General features: G+C 68.4%; 16 protein-coding genes. 10 read left to right on the top strand and 6 right to left on the bottom strand.

Annotated features, from left to right (window positions below; translation table 11 throughout):
* Positions 1–81: 81 nt before the first annotated feature.
* Together DNK89_RS20120 and DNK89_RS20125 are read left to right on the top strand one after the other, a co-directional pair.
* Entirely contained in the window at positions 82–864 is a 783-nt protein-coding gene (locus tag DNK89_RS20120) for a sulfite exporter TauE/SafE family protein (protein ID WP_110961553.1), read from the top strand.
* A complete protein-coding gene (locus tag DNK89_RS20125; RefSeq protein WP_110961554.1) occupies positions 861–2192 on the top strand; it encodes a nitrate/nitrite transporter in 1332 nt (443 codons plus the stop codon). The genes DNK89_RS20120 and DNK89_RS20125 overlap by 4 nt, the downstream gene beginning before the upstream one ends.
* A 180-nt stretch (positions 2193–2372) precedes the next feature.
* Here DNK89_RS20125 and DNK89_RS20135 read toward each other — a convergent pair whose 3' ends face one another.
* The 3 genes from DNK89_RS20135 to DNK89_RS20145 form a co-directional block, all read right to left on the bottom strand.
* Entirely contained in the window at positions 2373–2819 is a 447-nt protein-coding gene (locus DNK89_RS20135; protein WP_110961555.1) for a universal stress protein, read from the bottom strand.
* Positions 2820–2892: 73 nt separating this feature from the next.
* A complete protein-coding gene (gene dtd / locus DNK89_RS20140; protein ID WP_110961556.1) occupies positions 2893–3351 on the bottom strand; it encodes a D-aminoacyl-tRNA deacylase in 459 nt (152 codons plus the stop codon).
* The gene (locus DNK89_RS20145; protein WP_110961557.1) at positions 3348–4298 is read right to left on the bottom strand and encodes a cation diffusion facilitator family transporter; all 951 of its coding nucleotides are present in this window, start codon (positions 4296–4298) and stop codon (positions 3348–3350) included. The genes dtd and DNK89_RS20145 overlap by 4 nt, the downstream gene beginning before the upstream one ends.
* A 141-nt stretch (positions 4299–4439) precedes the next feature.
* Between DNK89_RS20145 and DNK89_RS20150 the strand changes: the two genes are divergently transcribed.
* From DNK89_RS20150 to DNK89_RS20165, 4 genes are all read left to right on the top strand, one after another.
* Positions 4440–5984, top strand: a complete 1545-nt coding sequence (locus DNK89_RS20150; RefSeq protein ID WP_110961558.1) for an ATP-binding protein — start codon at positions 4440–4442, stop codon at positions 5982–5984.
* The gene (locus DNK89_RS20155) at positions 5974–6606 is read left to right on the top strand and encodes a response regulator transcription factor (protein ID WP_110961559.1); all 633 of its coding nucleotides are present in this window, start codon (positions 5974–5976) and stop codon (positions 6604–6606) included. Before DNK89_RS20150 ends, DNK89_RS20155 begins: the two co-directional genes overlap by 11 nt.
* A 138-nt stretch (positions 6607–6744) precedes the next feature.
* Positions 6745–7239: a heme-binding protein gene (locus DNK89_RS20160; protein WP_110961560.1), complete on the top strand. Its 495-nt coding sequence runs from the start codon at positions 6745–6747 to the stop codon at positions 7237–7239.
* 43 nt (positions 7240–7282) lie between these two features.
* Positions 7283–7975 (top strand): ankyrin repeat domain-containing protein, encoded by a 693-nt coding sequence (locus DNK89_RS20165; protein ID WP_110961561.1) that lies wholly within the window; start codon positions 7283–7285, stop codon positions 7973–7975.
* Between the two features lie 64 nt (positions 7976–8039).
* Here DNK89_RS20165 and dbpA read toward each other — a convergent pair whose 3' ends face one another.
* Positions 8040–9458: an ATP-dependent RNA helicase DbpA gene (gene dbpA / locus DNK89_RS20170; protein WP_110961562.1), complete on the bottom strand. Its 1419-nt coding sequence runs from the start codon at positions 9456–9458 to the stop codon at positions 8040–8042.
* A 33-nt stretch (positions 9459–9491) separates the two neighbouring features.
* Positions 9492–10772 (bottom strand): DUF4010 domain-containing protein, encoded by a 1281-nt coding sequence (locus tag DNK89_RS20175; protein ID WP_110961563.1) that lies wholly within the window; start codon positions 10770–10772, stop codon positions 9492–9494.
* A 158-nt stretch (positions 10773–10930) separates the two neighbouring features.
* On the opposite strand from DNK89_RS20175, the gene DNK89_RS20180 reads away from it, so the two are divergent.
* The 4 genes from DNK89_RS20180 (at position 10931) to DNK89_RS20195 (ending at position 16735) form a co-directional block, all read left to right on the top strand.
* On the top strand, positions 10931–12994 hold the full coding sequence (locus DNK89_RS20180; RefSeq protein ID WP_110961564.1) for a bifunctional diguanylate cyclase/phosphodiesterase: 2064 nt from the start codon (positions 10931–10933) through the stop codon (positions 12992–12994).
* Between the two features lie 46 nt (positions 12995–13040).
* The gene (locus tag DNK89_RS20185) at positions 13041–14522 is read left to right on the top strand and encodes an AMP nucleosidase (protein ID WP_060986393.1); all 1482 of its coding nucleotides are present in this window, start codon (positions 13041–13043) and stop codon (positions 14520–14522) included.
* A 24-nt stretch (positions 14523–14546) separates the two neighbouring features.
* Complete coding sequence (locus tag DNK89_RS20190) at positions 14547–15683, top strand: GGDEF domain-containing protein (RefSeq protein ID WP_110961565.1); 1137 nt, start codon at positions 14547–14549, stop codon at positions 15681–15683.
* Between the two features lie 116 nt (positions 15684–15799).
* The gene (locus DNK89_RS20195; protein WP_110961566.1) at positions 15800–16735 is read left to right on the top strand and encodes an ATP-binding cassette domain-containing protein; all 936 of its coding nucleotides are present in this window, start codon (positions 15800–15802) and stop codon (positions 16733–16735) included.
* On the opposite strand, the gene DNK89_RS20200 is transcribed toward DNK89_RS20195, so the two are convergent.
* Positions 16710–19121 (bottom strand): bifunctional diguanylate cyclase/phosphodiesterase, encoded by a 2412-nt coding sequence (locus DNK89_RS20200; RefSeq protein WP_110961567.1) that lies wholly within the window; start codon positions 19119–19121, stop codon positions 16710–16712. The genes DNK89_RS20195 and DNK89_RS20200 overlap by 26 nt on opposite strands.
* Between the last annotated feature and the right edge of the window lie 10 nt (positions 19122–19131).

The following is a 19131-nucleotide window of genomic DNA, read 5'->3' on the forward strand; positions in this document are numbered from 1 at the left end:
CAGCTGCAGGCAAAGCAGTCGCACCTTTTACAGTCGCAATCCGGACTCAAAAGCCCCACATCTCCACCTAACATCGGTGCAATGCCACGCGCGTTACGCCGTGGCCAAGGAGATACTTTGGATACCGCCCTTCTCGTCGCTGCCGCCTTCGTCGCCGGCGCCCTCAATGCCGTCGCCGGTGGCGGCAGCTTTCTGACCCTGCCCGCCCTCGTCTTCACCGGCGTGCCGCCCGTGGTGGCCAATGCCACGGGCACCGTAGCGCTGTTGCCGGGCTACATGGCAGGTGCCTGGGGCTTTCGGGAGGACATGCAGCCGCCGCCCGGCCTGTCCATGCGGGCTGTGGTGGTGCTGGCCCTCATCGGCGGCTCGGCCGGGGCTGCGCTGCTGCTGATCACGCCCGACGCCACCTTCCGCAAGGTCGTGCCCTGGCTGCTGCTGGCGGCCACGGCAATGTTTGCGCTGGGCCCCCGGCTGCGCCAGTGGGCCGGTGCGTCGGCCCATGGCCCTGCCGCGCCGTGGAAGGCGGCCTTGGGCATGCTGGCCGTTGCGGGGTATGGCGGCTACTTCAATGGTGGCCTGGGCATCTTGCTGCTGGCGCTGTTTGGCCTGCTGGGGCAAACCCAGCTCAACGCCATGAACGGCATGAAGAATCTGGTCTCGGCCCTGCTCACTGCGATTGCGGTGGCCATCTACGCAGCGGGCGGCATCGTGCTGTGGCCCCAGGCGCTGATGATGATGGTGGCCGCCACCGCAGGCGGCTACGGCGGCGCGCGCTTGGCGCGCAAGCTGCCTGCCAACGTGCTGCGCTGGGGCATCGTCGCCACCGGGCTGGTAATGGCGGCGGTGTTCTTCTGGCGGCAGTGAGCAGCAGTCCCTCTGCCCCGTCACCAAAGCCCAGGTCCACGCCTGCGGCGGCATCGGCACCCGCGCCGACACCCACGGCAGACAGCGGCCGCCCGCCGACCCGCGTGCTGTGGGCCATGCTGCTCACGCTGCTCAGCGGGTTTGCGCTGAGCCAGGCGTTTCGCACCACCACCGCCATCCTGGCCCAGGGGCTGACTGCCGAGTTCGGGCTGTCGCCGGGGTCTCTGGGGGCGTTCGCCGGGTTGTTCGGCCTGTCGTTCGGCGTGGCCCAATTGCTGATGGGCGTGGGGCTGGACCTGTGGGGCCTGCGGCGCACGGTGCTCACCGCCTTCCCGCTGGCGATTGGCGGGGCTGCGCTCTCCGCAGCAGCGCCCGGCTACGCGTGGCTGATGGTGGGCCAGTTGATGATCGGCGTGGGCTGCTCGCCTGCGTTTCTGGCTTGCACACTGTTCATTGCAAGGCATTTTCCGGCAGACCGGTTTGCCTACCTGTCGGGCGTGGCCATGGGGGTGGGTGGGCTGGGCCTGCTGTTCACGGGCACGCCGCTGGCCTGGCTGGTGCAGCACGGCGGCGGCTGGCGCACGGGCTATGCCGTGCTGGCAGTGCTCAGCGCGCTGTCGTGGCTGCTGATCTGGCTGCGGGTGCACGAGCCCGCCCCGCTGGTGCCGCCCCCGGCGCAGCGCGAAACCTGGGGCCAGGCGCTGCTGGGCTTTGGCCAGCTGCTCACGATGCCGCACACCTGGGGCATCCTGCTGCTGGGCATGTCGGGCTACGCCGCGTTTTTATCGCTGCGGGGCCTGTGGCTGGCGCCGCTGCTGATGGACCGCTACCACCTCACGCTGGTGGACAGCGGCAACGTGGCGCTGGGGCTGTCGCTGATTGCGCTGTTCGCCCCCGGGCTGGCGGGTCGACTGGACCCGGGCATTGGCCGCCGCCGGCGCTGGATTGGCAATGCCTCGCTGGTGATGGCCGGGCTGTTCATGCTGCTGGCCTTTTTACGGGTGCACCCCGCAGCCAGCGTGGTGCTGATCCTGCTAATGGGGCTGCTGTCGGGCTACGGCGTGCTGCAGTACGCCGATGTGCGCGCCTCGTACCCGCCCGCGCTCACGGGCCGGGCCCTGTCAGCCTACACGATGGCGATGTTCCTGGGCGTGGCGCTGATGCAGTGGTTCACTGGCATCGTGGCCACCGGCGCCCAGCGTCTGGGCTGGGATGCCCACACGGCCGTCATGCTGGCCATTGCGGCCTGGCTGGCGCTGGCGTCGACGGCGTTTCGATTTTTGCCTGTATCGCCACTGGTTTCTTCGCAGACACCAGAACCCAAATAGCCTGAAGCGCCTGCCTATCAAGACCGACGGCTACGGCGGTGCCCGCGTGGCGCACCAATGGCCTGCCAAAGTGCTGCGCCGGGGCGGCGTGGCCACTGGGCTGCTGATTGCCGCCGTGCTTTTCTGGCGGCTCTGACGGGCTGACCTGCTCCGTGGTCAGGACGGCCGCCAGTACTAAGTTCAGCCGCCGCGCACCAGAAGCACAGGCACAGGGGACTGGCGTAGTACCTGCTCGGCGTCGCTGCCCAGCAGCATGCGCCCCACACCCCGTCGGCCATGGGTGCCCAACACGATGATCTGGGCGCTCCATTCCTTGGCTTTGGTGAGGATCAGATCACTGACCCGCCCGGAATAACTCTCGAACAGTTCGGCCTCCACTGCAATGCCAGCAGCCTTCGTCCGCGCCTCGGCATCCGATAGCACCTGCTGACCCGCTTCCTTCAAGAGATCGAACACGTTGGGCGGTAACGCCATGGCGGCCTCAAAGCTCGTCATCAGCGAAATTTCATCCACCACATGCAGCAGCTTGATGGTGGAGCCCATCACCCGCGCCAGGGCAATGGCCTCATTCAGGCCCGCGAGCGAAGTGGGGCTGCCGTCCACAGGCACCAGGATCTTTTCGTACATGAGAGTTCCCCTTAAAAACCCATCGTAGCGCCTCACCGTGCGCAGGCACACCCCAGGCAGCTCTGTGCAGCACTCAGGCGGCCACCACGGCAGGCGGCATCCGCAGCGGGATCGTCACCGGCCCGTCATTGACCAGGTGCACCTGCATGTCGGCCGCAAACTGGCCGGTGGCCACCACGGGGTGGGCTTTGCGGGCCTGGGCCACCAGGTAGTCGTACAGGCGCCGCCCTTCGTCGGGCGCTGCCGCCTGGGTAAAGCTCGGGCGGTTGCCGCCGGTGGTGTCGGCCGCCAGGGTGAACTGGCTGACCAACAGCAGGCCTCCACCAATATCCTGCACGCTCTGGTTCATCTTGCCCGCTGCGTCCGAAAAAATCCGCAGCTTGAGAATCTTGGCCAGCAGCTTGTCGGCCTCGGCCTCAGTGTCGCCGCGTTCGGCACACACCAGCACCAGCAGGCCCGCCCCGATGGCGCCCACGGTCTGCCCATCGACATCCACACGCGCTTCGCGCACACGTTGCAATACGCTGATCACTTCACGGCATCCTTCACATCGTCACGCGGGTCGTCGAAATGCGCCTCCACATCGGTGGGCAGCAGTTCGATGGTGGCACGCAGGCCGGGCACGGCCGTCATCAACGCGCGCTCGACCTGGCCGCGCAGCTCGGCGGCGTGGCGCAGGGTCCAGTCGGCGGGCATGTGCAGGTGCATGTCCACAAATTGGCGCTGGCCTGCGCGGCGGGTAGAGACATGGTCGAAGCGCACGGCACCGGGCGCCTGGGCCGCCACAAACTGCTGCAGCGTGGCGTCGATGGTGGACTGCACCTCGGGCTCCACCGCTGAATCCATGAGGCCCTGGGACGACCGCCAGACCAGCTCGACGCCCTCTTTTAGAATGTTCAGTGCCACCGCAATCGCCGCCACCGCGTCCAGCCACAGCCACCCCGTCAACGCCGCGCCCGCAATGCCCACCAGCACCCCGGCCGAGGTCCACACATCGGTGACTAGGTGGCGGGCATCGGCCTCCAGCGCGATGGAGCGGTGCTCGCGCGCCGAGCGGAACATCACCCAGGCCAGCAGCCCGTTCAGGGCCGAGCTGAGCACCGACAGGCCCAAGCCCCAGCCCACCTGCTCGATGGGCTGCGGGTCGAACAAGCGGTGCCCGGCTGCCCACAGGATGCCTGCCGACACGCCCATGATGAGGATGCCCTCGAACCCCGACGAAAAGTATTCGGCCTTGTGGTGGCCGTAGGGGTGGTCGTCATCGGCCGGGCGTTGCGCCACCGTCACCATGGCCAGCGCAAACATGGCGCTGGCCAGGTTCACAAACGACTCCATCGCGTCCGACAGCAAACCCACCGAGCCCGTGACCACCCAGGCCAGCGTCTTGAGCGCGATGGTGACCACCGCCACGGCCACCGAGGCCCACAGCAGGTTGCGGGGTGAAAGCCAGGGGTGGGATGCGGAAGGTGGTGCGGACATGGTGAATGAACGAGGGAGCCGAAACAATGGCGAACAGGCGAGTCAGAAATTACACCAGAGCCACCTTAAGCTCCGTTTAACAGAGCGCCCAGGGTGCGCACCCAGCGTTGATGCAACGCAGCCCCATGCCAGAATCCGCGCATGCCCCCCGCCTGGCGCCGCCTTCTGCCCCGACACGCCCTGCACCTGCCCAGCCTGCTGCTGTGGGTGCTGGTGGCCTGCATGGGTTGCGGCTGGCTGGTGGTGGACCGCCTGCAGCAACTGCACGCGGCCTTCGAGACCGACGCGCGCATCGTGCACCGGCTGCTGAGCCAGCGAGTGGTGCAGCACGACGCCATCATGGCCACGCTGGCGCTGCTGCAGCCAGATCCTGCGGCGGACAGCCTGCACAACGCGGCATCGCCCCTGCCCCGCCTCCCGTCGGTGTACCCGCAAATCCTGGCCGTGCTGCAGCGCTCGGCCCACAGCGACTGGCCGCCCGCGCTGCAGGCCGAGCTGGCAGCGGCCGAGGCCACCTCAAGGCGCACGGGACACGCAGCCATGGCGGGGCTGAACCTGCCCGCAGGCCGTTACTACCTGGTGCTGGCCGGTACACCCGCCAGCTACGCGCTGCACATCGACCTGCGCACCACCATCCCCACCGACGAGTGGCCTATGGACATGGCCACCAGCCCGGTGCGCGTGACGCTGGAGCACGGCGGCACGGCCTTTGTGGTGCAGCCCGGCCAGACCGCCCCGGGCAACGGCATCCGCAGCTACGACTTTCACAAACTGCTGGCCGCCCCCAGCCAGCCGCTGGACGTGGTGGCCCGCCGCAGCGTGGGCCTGCACGAACTGCCCTGGTGGCGCATGCTGGGCTGGTGCCTGCTGACCGCAGCGCTGTGGGCCGCAGGCCGCGCCCTGTGGCGCCAGCGCGTGGCGCGCCAGCGGGCCGAAGAGCTGCTGCGCCTGGGCCAGGTGGCGCGGCTGAACACGCTGGGCGAGCTGGCCGCCGGCATGGCACACGAGCTGAACCAGCCGCTCACGGCGCTTCTGTCCAGCACGCAGGCCGCCCAGCGCCTGCTGGCCGACGACCCGCCCGACCTCGACACCGCTCAGACTGCCATGGCCCGCGCCGTAGAGCAGGCGCGCCGCGCATCCACCGTGGTGGGCCGCCTGCGCCGCCTGGTGGAGCGGCCCGACCTGGCAGGCCAGGCCCAGCCCCTGGCACTGGCCACCGCCGTGCAAGACGTGCTGCACCTGCTGGAGCCCGAGCTGTCGCAGCGCGGTGTGGCGCCCGAGGTGTTGGCCGCCGCAGACCTGCCCCCGGTGCTGGCCGAACCCGTGGCCCTGCAGCAGATCGTCCACAACCTGCTGATGAATGCGCTGCAGGCGCTGGAGCAGGTGCCGTCCGCAGAGCGCCAGCTGCGCCTGAGCATGGCGCGCACGGCAAGCGGGCAGGTGACCCTGTCGGTGCGCGACCACGGCCCCGGCATCCCGCCCGAGGCGCGCCAGCACCTGTTCGAGCCCTTCTACACCACGCGCACCGGCGGGCTGGGCCTGGGCCTCACGCTGTGCGAGAGCCTGGCGCAGGCCATGGGTGCGCAGCTCGCCCTGGCGCCCGAGGCCACGCCCCCGTCCGACGCCCAGCGGGGCGCCGAGTTTGTGCTGACCCTGCAAGCCGCACCGCCCACCAATGACCGATAGCGCCCCCTCCCTCTCGCCCCTGATCCACCTGGTGGACGACGATGCCGCCGTGCGCGAGGGCCTTTCCCTGCTCATCAGCACCGTGGGCCTGCGGGTGCAGACCTGGGCCGATCCGCAGTCGTTCATGGCGGGGTTCGACCGTGCCAGCATCGGCGCCATCGTGCTGGATGTGCGCATGCCCGGCATCAGCGGCCTCACGGTGCTGGAGCAGCTGCTGGCCCAGGGTGTGGACCAGCCCGTGATCCTGCTCACCGGCCACGGCACGGTGGAGATGTGCCGCCGCGCGTTCAAGACCGGCGCGGCCGAGTTTCTGGAAAAGCCGGTGGACGACGAGGTGCTGATCGAGGCCCTGCAAAACGCCGTGCGCCAGCATGTGCGCTCGCGCGAGCGCCACCAGGCCGACCAGCAGGCGCGCGAGCGTTTTGCGCAGCTCTCGGCCCGCGAGCGCGAGGTGCTGGAGCTGATCGTCGAGGGCCTCACCAACAAGGAAATCGGCCGGGCGCTGGAACTCTCGCCCCGCACGGTGGAAACACACCGCGCCAACCTGTTCGCCAAGCTGGGGGCCGAGTCGCTGGCGCAGCTGATCCGGCGGTATGCGGCGCTGGTGGATGCCGCATCCTGAATCGGTCGGCAAAGGCCTTCCGTAGTTCTACGGAGGCTCGCGCGTAGCCGCCCGAATGGCTGAAAACGGCGGCCATTTCTACAGTTCTCCCACGGCGCCACAAAGGGTGGCACCGACGCAAAAACACCGGAGAACACCATGCAAAACCGCCTCGCCACCATCGCCGCCCTCACCCTGTCCCTGATCGCCACCGCTGCCAGCGCCGAAGGCGTGCGCACCGAGAAGAACATGTCGCTGGACCTGGCCACGCAGATCGCCGCCCAGACCGTGGCCACCTGCACCGCCAACGGCTACGCCGTGACCGCCACCGTGGTGGACCGTGCAGGCACCGTGCGCGCCGTGCAGCGTGCCGACAACGCGGGCCCCCACACACTGGAAGCAAGCCGCCTCAAGGCCTACACCTCGGCATCGGCCAAGAACACCACGCTGGCCATGATGGAAGGCGCACAGAAGAACCCCGCTGCCGCCAACCTGGTCAACATCCCCGGCTACCTGCTGCTGGGCGGCGGCGTACCGGTGAAGGTGGGCAACGAAGTGATCGGCGCCGTGGGCGTGGGCGGTGCGCCCGGCGGCCACCTGGACGAGCAATGCGCGGTGGCGGGCATCGCCAAGGTGCAGGATTTGCTGAAGTAAGCCAGCCCGACCACAGGCAACGCAGCATTCACTGGAGGCACCCATGAAACCCTGGAACCTTGTCCTCGCCCTGGCCGCCGCACTGGCCTGCGCCACCCCGGCCCAGGCCCAGGTGCCGCCCACTGCGGCTGAAACGGCGGCCTATCAGGGCCTGCATGCGGCTGCGGCGCGGGGCGATGTGCCCAAGCTCACCCAACTGATCGCGACGCGGGCCGATGTGAACGCCCGCGATGGCTACGGCCGCACGCCGCTGCATGTGGCCACCTTTGCCCGGCAGGCCGAATCAATCCGCGCCTTGGCCCAGGCGGGTGCCGACCTGAACGCGCTAGAGAACGACCGCTACGACGCCGTGACCATCGCCGCCGTGGCTGACGACGAGGCCACGCTGCGCCTGCTGCTGCAACTGGGCGCCAGCGCCAAACAGGTGACCAGTCGCTACGACGGTACGGCCCTGATCGCTGCCGCCCACCTGGGGCACGACGGCGTGGTGCGCCAGCTGATCGCCGCCGGGGCGCCGCTGGACCATGTGAACAATCTGCACTGGACGGCGCTCATCGAGTCCATCGTGCTGGGCAATGGCGGCCCGCGCCACCAGGCCACGCTGCGAGCACTGCTCAAAGCCGGCGCCAGCCAGGCCCTGACCGACCGGCAAGGCAACACGCCCCTGCAGCTCGCGCGACAGCGCGGCTATGGCGAGATGGTGCGGATGTTGGAGGCGGCCGCCGCGTGGCGCTGAGCGGCTGCATCAGTACAAAATTGATAGCTGCTTGCGCTTATTAGATAAGCACTAGCGGCCCATTTCATTCAAATGCCTGGTTTCCAGTCACCAGGCGGGCCTTCACGCTCTTGCCCTTGACACGCCCGCTATTGAGCCGCTGCACCGCCTGGGCGCCAATCGCGCGGTCCACCGCCACGTAGGTGGAGAAGTCGTTCACGTTGATCTTGCCGATCTGCTCGCGGGTGTAGCCCATGTCGCCGGTCAGCGCGCCCAGCACATCGCCGGCACGGATCTTCTCCTTGCGGCCGCCGATGATCTGGAGGGTGACCATGGGCGGCACCAGCGGGCCGCTGCCCGTGGGCGTGAGGTCGGCCAGCGGGAACCAGCGCGACTCGCGGCCCTGCAACTGCTCGATTTTGCCCACACTGCCCATCTCGTCCAGGCTCGCCAGATTCAACGCCAGGCCCTCGGCGTCGCCCCGGCCGGTGCGGCCGATGCGGTGGATGTGCACCTCGGGGTCGGGCGTCACGTCCACGTTGATCACGGCGGCCAGGTTGGCAATGTCGAGGCCGCGCGCGGCCACGTCGGTGGCCACCAGTACCGAACAGCTCTTGTTGGCAAACTGCACCAGCACCTGGTCGCGCTCGCGCTGCTCCAGCTCGCCAAACAGCGCCAGCGCGCTGAAGCCTTGCGCCTGCAGCACGGCCACCAGGTCGCGGCACTGCTGCTTGGTGTTGCAAAACGCGATGGACGAGTCGGGCCGGAAGTGGTTGAGCAGCTGCGACACCGCGTGCAGGCGTTCGCTGTTCTTCACCTCATACCAGCGCTGCTCGATCTTGCCTTCGGCATGCTGGGCCTGCACCGTGATCTGCTCGGGCGACTTCATGAACTGCGCGCTGAGCTTGGCGATGCCTTCGGGGTAGGTGGCCGAGAACAGCAGGGTCTGCCGCTCTTTCGGGCACTGGCGCGCCACAGTCACGATGTCGTCGAAGAAGCCCATGTCGAGCATGCGGTCGGCTTCGTCCAGCACCAGGGTGTTGAGCGCCTCCAGCGTGAGGTGCTGGCGCTCCAGGTGGTCCATCACCCGGCCGGGCGTGCCCACCACGATGTGCGCGCCGTGCTCCAGGCTCAGCATCTGGCCGCGCAGCGGCACGCCGCCGCACAGCGTCACGACCTTGATGTTTTCTTCGGCGCGCGCCAGGCGGCGGATCTCGGTGGTCACCTGGTCGGCCAGCTCGCGCGTGGGGCACAGCACCAGGGCCTGCACCGCAAAGCGGCGGGGGTTGAGGTTGGCCAGCAGAGCCAGGGCAAACGCGGCCGTCTTGCCGCTGCCGGTGCTGGCCTGGGCGATCAGGTCCTTGCCCAGCAGGGCGGGCGGCAGGCTGGCCGCCTGGATGGGAGTCATTTGCGTGTAGCCCAGTTGCTGCAGGTTGGCCAGCATGGGGGGGCTGAGGGCCAGCGCACTGAAATCAGTGCGGGCTTGGTTTTCTTTGGAGGTCATGGGCCGATTATCCGGCCCGCCCTCCATAGGCTGCTATGCCTGCAGGGCCAGCACCCCCACAAAGGCCAGGGTGTGCGCCAACACGCCCGGCGCCACCGCCAGGGCGTAGCGCCAGCCCCCGCTGGCCAGGGCCACCACACATTTGCTGCCCGCATGCACCAGCAGCGCGGCCATCAGGGCCTGGGCGATGGCGGGTGCGAACGCGCTGTCCGGACCGCCGCGCACCAGCACAGCGGCGATGGCGGCGTGCACGTCGGCCAGCGCCGCCAGCAACGCGCCAGCCAGCATGCCTGCATCGCCCTGCCAAGCGGTGAGCGCCTGCACGCCGACCTGGATGCCCGTGAGCAGGGCTGCGATCAGCAAGGCATCGCGCAGCTTGAACATGGGGGTATCTGGTGGGACCGCCAAAGCCCCGTCCACCCCGGCATCTGCCACCGCGGCCGTACGGGGCCCCGCGCCCCGCCCACCCCACCAGCCCACAGCCGCCGCCACGCACCCGCCTGCCAGCGCGGGCAGCCACAGCCGCGCCAGCCACTGGGGCTGCACCGTGGCGGCCACCACCAATATCTGTGCCATGGTGGCCACACACGACAGCACCGCAGCCCCTGCGTTGGCGCGCGCCGTGGCCCCGCCCGCGCGCACCTCCATGCCCAGGCTGCCGATCGTGGCAGTGCTCGACACAAAGCCGGACGCCAGTGCCGACGACGCCACCGCATGGCGCGCCTGCATCAGACGCTTGGCCAGGTGCGCCAGCGACTGGATCACCAGCAGCACGATGACCAGGCGCACCACCACCTGGGGGTTCAGCACGCCTTGCCACAGGGGCGTTTTGGGGGCCAGCGGGTACACCAGCAAGGCCAGCGCGGCCAGAATGAGCCCGCTGCGCACCTCGCCGGGCTGCAGCCACTGGTTGGAGAATTGGTGCAGCGCGTCCCGCAGCGCCAGCAGCCCCGTCACCACCACCGCCAGGGCGGCGGCCAGCAACTGGTCGCGCGCGCAGGTCACCCCGATCACATAGGCCAGCAGCAGGGCGATCTCGGTGGTCACACCCGGGTCGCCGGACCGGTCGCGCGCATAAGCCACCACGGCCAGTGCTGCCACCAGCGCAGCCCCCACCGCCACCAGCGCAGGCACGGCCGTGAGCGCCGCCGCCGCGCCCGCCAGGGAGGCCAGCGTGAACGATCGCACCCCGGCCAGCGCTCGGTCGGGCCCGGCGCCCTTGCGGCGCTCGCGCTCGATGCCCATGAGCAAACCACAGCCCGCCGCGCTCGCCAATACGGCCAGCGCGCTGGAAAACCCGCCAAACTCCTGCATGGGACGCCCACACCTTTCCTGTTGATCGTGATTGCGGCAACGCAGCATGGTGACAGAAAGACCGGCCGCACAGCGCCTCCGGTCAGCGAACATGCGGAATTGCCCCAAGGCTGGGAGTCAGGTGGATCGGCTATAACGAATCCCACCAGCGCCAGCCCATGCAAGACAGCCCCCACGCAGCCCCCGCCCCTGGCCCCAGCGGCTCCAGCGACGCTTTGCTGCGCCTGATTGCCGACTCGGTCCCGGCCCTGATGGCCTACTACGACCTGCCGGGCCTGCGCTGCCAGTTTGCCAACCAGGGCTACGCCGCCTACAACGGCCACAGCACCGAATCCATCCTGGGCCTCACGGTGCAGGAGGCGATTGGCGACAAGGCCTGGCAGGCCATTCAGCCGCACGTGGATCGTTGCTCGCACGGTGAGCGCGTGAAATACACCCGCGAGCAGACCCTGCCCAATGGCGAGGTGCGGATGATCGAGGTCAACCTGATTCCGCACTTTGATGGCGCGAGACGGCAGCTCGGCTCCTTTGTGCTGATCACCGACATTACCGAGCGCTGGCGCGCCGAGCGCGAGGTGCGCCAGAGCGAAGAGCGCATGCGCAAGTTCACCGAGGCCACAGACGAGGCCATCGTGTTCCATCGCGACGGCCTCATCACCGACGGCAACGAGGCGCTCACCCGGCTCACCGGCTACAGCCTGCAAGAAGTCACCGGCCTGTCGATCTTCAACTTCATCAGCCCCGAATGGCGCGCCACGGCGCTGGAGTACACCCGCAGCGGACGGGAGGACCCTTACGAGGTCACCATCTGCCACAAGGACGGCCATGCGATCCCCGTCGAGGTCGTCGGCAAGACCATGCCCCTGCACCACGCGGACTACCGCATCGTGGTGGTGCGCGACATCACCGCACGCAAGCAGGCACAGGAGCGCGAGGCCTTCATTGCGCTGCACGACACCCTCACGCAGCTGCCCAACCGGCACTTTCTGATGGAGCAGCTGTCGCAGGTGCTATCGCTCGCGCGCAGACGCCACGGCCGTGCGGCTGTGCTGTTTGTGAACCTGGACCATTTCAAGACCGTGAACGACTCGCTGGGCCACCACGCGGGCGACCAGCTGCTGCGCAACGTGGCCGAACGCCTGCGCAACGGCGTGCGCGACGCCGACGTGGTGGCCCGGCTGGGTGGCGACGAGTTTGTGGTGGTGCTGACCGACATCCAGACGCCCGATGACGCAGCCATGGTGGCCGACAAACTGCTGGACTCGATGCATGGCGTGTTCACGGTCGATCACCTGCCGCTCACCATCTCGCCCTCCATCGGCATCAGCCTGTTTCCGGACCACGGCGCCATTGCCGACGTGTTGCTGCGCTGTGCCGATGCGGCCATGCAGCACGCCAAAGAGAGTGGGCGCGGCAACCGCCAGTTCTACGCCGCCAGCATGGACGCCAGCGCCCTCGATGTGCTGCACCAGGAGCGCCTGCTGCGCGACGCCATCGCCCGCAACGACTTCGAGCTGCACTACCAACCACAGATACGCCTGGCCGACGGCACGCTGCAAGGCCTGGAAGCGCTGGTGCGCTGGCGCCACCCCGAGCGGGGACTGGTCGGGCCGGATGAGTTCATCACCTTCTCTGAATCGCGCGGCCTCATCACGCCCATCGGCCGCTGGGTCATGCGCGAGGCCTGTCGCCAGCTCAAGGCCTGGCAAGACGAGGGCCTGGCCCCGGTGCCCGTGGCCGTCAACCTCTCGGCCCTTGAATTCCGCCAACGGGACGTGGCCGCCGAGATCGCCGCCGTGCTGCTCGAAACCGGCCTCGCCCCGCAATACCTCGAGATTGAACTGACGGAGTCCGTGCTCATGCACCAGACCGGCCAGGTGCTGGATACCCTCAACGCACTCAAGGCCCTGGGCGTGGGCATCTCCATCGACGATTTCGGCACAGGGTATTCATCGCTGGCCTACCTCAAGCGCTACCCCATCGACAAGCTCAAGATCGACCGTTCCTTTGTGGCCGACACACCAGGTCACTCCGACGACGTGGCCATCGTCACCGCCATCATCCAGATGGGCCGCAGCTTGCAGCTCCAAACCGTGGCCGAGGGAGTGGAAACGCAGGCGCAAATCGACCTGCTGGCGGGGCTGGGGTGTGATTTGATCCAGGGGTTTGTGGTGTCAGCCCCTTTGGACGCAGAGGCAACAGAGCGCTGGTTGCGCAGGTAACACATTTCTTGCCTTCCCGGCCATCTGGCTTGTGGACAATAGGGGAATGCCCATCATCCCCGACTTCATCGCCCCCACCCGCCACACCGACCCGGCCGACGCCCTGGCCCAGGTGCAGCGTATTTACCAGCAACAAATCGGCCACCTGCGCGACGCCATGCAGCGTTTTGTGGCGGGCGAGACGCCCGAGGGTCCGGTGCGGGCTTTCTACCCGTTTGTGCGGGTACACACCACCACCGTGGCGCGGGCCGACACCAAGCTGGCCTACGGTTTTGTGGAGGGCCCCGGGCGCTATGAGACGACGCTGACCCGACCCGACCTGTTTGCCAACTACTACGCCGAGCAGTTCCGCCTGCTGCGCGCGGCGCACAACGTGGAACTGGAAGTGGGCACCAGCACCCACCCGATCCCCATCCACTTCTCGTTTGCCGAACACGATCACATAGAAGGCACGCTGACCCCGGCCCGCCGCATGCTGATGCGCGACGTGTTCGACCTTCCCGACCTGGCCGCCATGGACGACGGCATCGCCAACGGCACCTGGCAGGCCGCGCCAGGCGAGGCGCAGCCGCTGTCGCTGTTCACCGCGCCGCGCGTGGACTACTCGCTGCACCGCCTGCGCCACTACACAGGTACGGCGCCCGAGTGGTTCCAGAACTTTGTGCTGTTCACCAACTACCAGTTCTACATCGACGAATTCGTGCGCCTGGGCCACGCCGAGATGGCCAAGCCCGACAGCGAATACATCGCCTTCATCGAACCCGGCAACGTGGTCACGCGCCGCGTGGGCCTGAGTGCCGAGGCGGGCGACGAGCTGGGCGCGGCCCCGCCCCGCCTGCCGCAGATGCCCGCCTACCATCTGGTGCGCAAGGACGCGAGCGGCATCACCATGGTCAACATCGGCGTGGGCCCGGCCAATGCCAAGACCATCACCGACCACATCGCCGTGCTGCGCCCCCACGCCTGGATGATGCTGGGCCACTGCGCGGGCCTGCGCAACAGCCAGCAGCTGGGCGACTACGTGCTGGCCCACGCCTATGTGCGCGAGGACCATGTGCTGGACGAAGACCTGCCGCTGTGGGTGCCCATCCCGGCGCTGGCCGAGATCCAGCTGGCGCTGCAGCAGGCGGTGGCCGATGTCACGCAGATTAGCGGCGCGGACCTGAAGCGCGTGATGCGCACCGGCACTGTGGCCAGCACCGACAACCGCAACTGGGAGCTGCTGCCCGACAACACGCCCCAGCGCCGCTTCAGCCAGAGCCGCGCCGTGGCGCTGGACATGGAAAGCGCCACCATCGCCGCCAACGGCTTCCGCTTCCGCGTACCCTATGGCACCCTGCTGTGTGTGAGCGACAAGCCCCTGCACGGCGAGATCAAGCTGCCCGGCATGGCCAACCACTTCTACCGCGAGCGTGTGGACCAGCACCTGCGCATCGGCATGCGCGCCATCGAGATCCTGCGCAATGGCGGCGTGGACCGCCTGCACAGCCGCAAGCTGCGCAGCTTTGCCGAGGTCGCTTTTCAGTAACCGACAGGCCCGGGGCCGCTGCGCATGCCACTGGATTTCCTCACCCTCATGACGGTCATGGCGGCCAACCTGTTCATGATCTCGGCCGCGCTGCCGCTGATCATGGGCCGGGATGTGAGCCGCGCAGCCCGCAACATGCAGGCCAGCATGCTGCTGCAGGCGGTGGCCTGGGCGGCCATCATCGCGTCGTCCTCGCTGTGGGACCAGGCCCTCTCCACCCTGTCGATCGCCTGCAATGCGGCCGCGCAGTGGATGCTGTACCGCGCGCTGGAGGAATGGCTGGGCCCCCGCCCCTTGCGCCGCATGCTGCTGGTGCTGGTGATTGCCACCCCGCTGGGCTACACGCTGGGCTTTGGTCACTACGCCTGGCGCGTGGGCTGGGCCAACTTTTTGATGGCCACCATCCTGTGCATTGTGGCGCGCGCCACCCTGGCGCCCGTGGTGGAGGCCAACCTGCGCTGGCGCAGCCTGCTGATGGGTTGCCTGCTGACGTCGGCCGCTTTCACGCTGGCGCGCGGCATGCTGGGGGCCTTCACCGACCAGTACCCGAGCTTTCGCACACCACACCCCGTCAACCTGGCAGCGGCCGTAGCCACCAACGTGAGCCTGGTGCTGGGCACCGTCGCCCTGCTCGTGGCATGGCGGTCAGAGGCCGAACACAAGCTGCGCACGCTGGCGATGACCGATGGCCTGACCGGTGTGCTCAACCGGCGCGGCTTCACCGCCCAAGGCAGCAGCCTGCTGGCACATGCCGCACGCCACCAGTTGCCCATGACAGCGCTGATGCTGGACCTGGACCACTTCAAGCAGGTCAACGACACCCACGGCCACGAGGCCGGAGACCGTGCCCTGCAGCTGTTTGCCCGCCTGCTGGGCGACACCTGCCGCAGCGGCGACCTGGTGGGGCGCCTGGGGGGCGAGGAGTTTGGCGTGCTGCTGCTGCACAACAGTGCGCCCGCCGGCCTGGCGCTGGACCGGCGGCTGCGCAAGCGCCTGCATTCCGCCAGCGTGGCCGAGCTGGGCTTTGCGCTGGACTACAGCGCCGGGATGGCCGTCCTGCAGCCCGGTGAGGCGGACTTGGCAGAACTGATGGCCCGTGCCGATGGCGCCCTCTATGCAGCCAAGACGGCAGGCCGGGGGCGGCTGGTCGCGACAGAATGAGTCGATCAGTCCTTATTTGATAGCATCCGGCGCAATACCCACTAGCGCCTGCGGCAGATTCTGGCAAAAATTTCGCCCCAGGCACCACGGGCACGCTCGTCGCACACAATCTCCCCATGACCGCACTTTTTGAAGCCCTGCACCTGCGCAAACGTTATGGCGAGACCACGGTGGTGGACGATGTGTCCTTCGCCATTGCTCCGGGCGAATGCCTCGGGGTCATCGGCCCCAACGGGGCGGGCAAGACCACCACCATCCGCATGTGCCTGGGCCTGGCCTCGCCCGATGGTGGCGAAGTGCACTTCACGCCGCAGCCGGGCACCGCGCCGCTGCTGATGCCCCGCGATGCGCTGGCCATCAAGGCGCAGCTGGGCGTGGTCACCCAGTTCGACACACTGGACCCAGACTTCACCTGCGCCGAAAACCTGCGCGTATTCGGCCGCTACTTCGGCCTGAAGGGCGCTGTGATGGATGAGCGTGTGCCCCAGTTGCTGGAGTTTGCCGCCCTCACCCACAAGGCCAATGCCAAGCCGGGTGAGTTGTCCGGCGGCATGAAGCGGCGCCTGTCGCTGGCGCGCGCGCTGGTCAACAACCCGCGCCTGCTGCTGCTGGACGAGCCCACCACCGGCCTGGACCCGCAGGCCCGCCACCTGATGTGGGAGCGGCTGCAACTGCTGCTGCAGCAAGGCAAGTCCATCCTGCTGACCACCCACTTCATGGACGAGGCCGAGCGTCTGTGCTCGCGCCTGCTGGTGCTGGACCATGGCCGCAAGATCGCCGAAGGCCGCCCGCGCGAGCTGATCGCCCAGCACCTGGAGCCCGATGTGGTGGAGGTGTTCGGCGTGGGCGCCGTGCAGATGGCGGAAGACGCCGCTCTGCGCACCCTGGCCGCCCGCGTGGAGATCAGTGGCGAGACCGTGTTTTTCTACACGCAGAATGCGCAGCCGCTGCTGCAGGCGCTGGGCCAGCACGGCCACCTGCGAACGCTGCACCGGCCCGCGAACCTGGAAGACCTGTTCCTCAAGCTCACGGGGCGGCAGATCCGCGAGTGATACCGACGGGGGAGCCGGCCACCCGGCCCTGCCACCAGTTTTCCAGGTCTTGTGGCGCACAAGGCTGGGAAAAGAGGTAGCCCTGCAGTTCGTCGCAGCCCAGCCGGGCCAGCCACTGGGCCTGGTGCTCGGTTTCCACCCCCTCAGCCACCGTGCGCAGGCCCAGCTTTTGCGCCAGGGCCACAATGGCGTCCACCAGCGCTTCGCCCCGGTCGTTGCTCCCCAGGTCGTTGACGAAAGAGCGGTCGATCTTGAGCTTGCGCACCGGAAACCGCTTGAGCTGGCTGAGTGATGAATAGCCGGTGCCGAAGTCGTCAATGGCCAGCTGCACGCCCAGCGCCGTGAGGCGCTGCATGGTCTGCAGGGCCTGCTCCACGGGCTCCATGATGGAGCTTTCGGTGATCTCCAGTTGCAGCAGATGGGACGGGCACCCCGTGCGCTGCAAGGCGCGGTCCACCACCCGGTCCAGATCGGGCTCCTGGAACTGGCGCGCCGACAGGTTCACCGCCACCGGTATTTCGCCCCATCCGGCATCCAGCCACCGGCGCGCCTGCGCGCAGGCCTCATTCAGCACCCATTCGCCCAGGGGCACGATCAGCCCCGTGTCTTCGGCAATGCCGATGAACTGCAGTGGCGACACGAGCCCCCGCTCCGGGTCTGCCCAGCGCACCAGCGCTTCGACCGAAGACACCTGGCCTGTCCGCGCATCCATGATGGGCTGGTAGTGCAGGCGCAGCCCGCCGTGTTCGATGGCGTGGCGCAGGCCGGCTTCCACCCGCAAGCGCTCGGTCAGCACCTCGGTCATGTGCGGGCTGAAGAAAGCCAGCCGGTTGCCGCCGAGGTCCTTGGCGTCGTACATGGCCACGTCAGCATTGCGCAGCAACAGATCGCCGGAGTCTCCATCCTGCGGGAACACGGCGATGCCCAGACTGGTGCCCAGCAACCAGCTGGATGTGCCGGTCTCGACGGGCAGCGTCAGCGCCCGCAAGATGCGCCGCGCCGTCGGCTCCACCACCGCTGCGTCCGGCAGGTCGGGCAGCACCACCACAAACTCATCCCCTCCCAGCCGCGCCACCACGTCGCCAGGGCGCACGCAGCCCTGCAGCCGGACCGCCACCTCCCGGAGCAAGGCATCGCCCCGTGCATGGCCCAGGCTGTCGTTCACCCCTTTGAACCGGTCCAGGTCCATGGCCAGCACCGCCACGCAGTGCGCCTGCTCCCGGGCCCGCTCCAGCGCCGCGTCCAGCCGTTCGGTCAGGCTGTAGCGGTTGGCCAGGTGCGTCAGCGGGTCGCGCCGCGCCTGGCGCTCCAGCGTTTCGGTGTGCTGCGCGATGGACTGCTGCTGGCGCAGCAGAGACTCCGCCATGCGGTCCAGCGCGCGGGCGACCTGGCCCAGCTCGCCGGGGGGATAGGGTGCGCCGATGGGTTCAGCGTAGTTGCCAGCGTCCAATCGGCCAATGGCGCGAATGGCACGCATGGCATGGCGGCGGACAGAAAACTCCACCAACAGCCAGGCCGCCACAAACACCACCACCGCCAGCGCCAGCACCCCCATCAGTGCACGGCGGAACTGGCGCTCCACGGGGCCTCGCAAGTCGTCTTCGGGCACCGCCAAGGCCAGGCGCAAGTCGGCGCCTTGCGTGCGTGGCAGCGGGGCGCGCACCCACACACGCCGCACGCCATCGCGGCCCTCCATCAGGGCATGCCCGTCGGCGGGCTGCAGCATGAAGGCACGCTCGACCCCTCCCGCAGCCAACGACGGCACCTCGGGCCGGTGGAAATCCATCACCACCGACCCATCGGCATTCCACACCTGCAGATTCATGCGCTCGTAGCGCTGCGCATGCACCATGGTCTGGCCGTAGTCCTGCATGTCCAGCGACGCCAGCAGGATGAAGCGCAAAGCCCCCGCAGCATCGCGCACCGGGTAGGCCACCTGCAGCACGCCTTTGCCCGTCAGGCGGCCAATGGCGGCCTCCAGCACCGGGCCCGTGGCCGTCTGCGCCCGCTGGAAGTAGCTGCGGTCGCGCAAGTCCAGCGCCCGGCCGCTGCGCAAGGAATCACAGAACAGGGAGCCGTCGGGCTGGATGGTGAGGATGCCGGTGTACTGCGGATGCTCCTTGAGGACATCCGCCAGAAAGTCCGAGCAGGCCGCCTTGTCGCCCGCTGCCAGCAGGGGCACGCGCCCCAGGCCAAACAAGAGCTGCCCCGTGCCCGCAATCTTGTCGTCCAGATCGCTCGCGATGATGCTGGCCCGGGCCACCAGGCGGTCACGCGCCTGGGTGGTGGTGGCCGAGCGGAACTCCAGCAAGAGCCACACAAGGGCTGGCACCGGCAGCAAAGAGGCCGCCAGCACCAGCCACAGAATGCGTGCACTCAGGCTCACAGGGTTGCTC

It is taken from the genome of Acidovorax sp. ST3, from assembly GCF_003231145.1.
GTDB lineage: Bacteria > Pseudomonadota > Gammaproteobacteria > Burkholderiales > Burkholderiaceae_C > Acidovorax.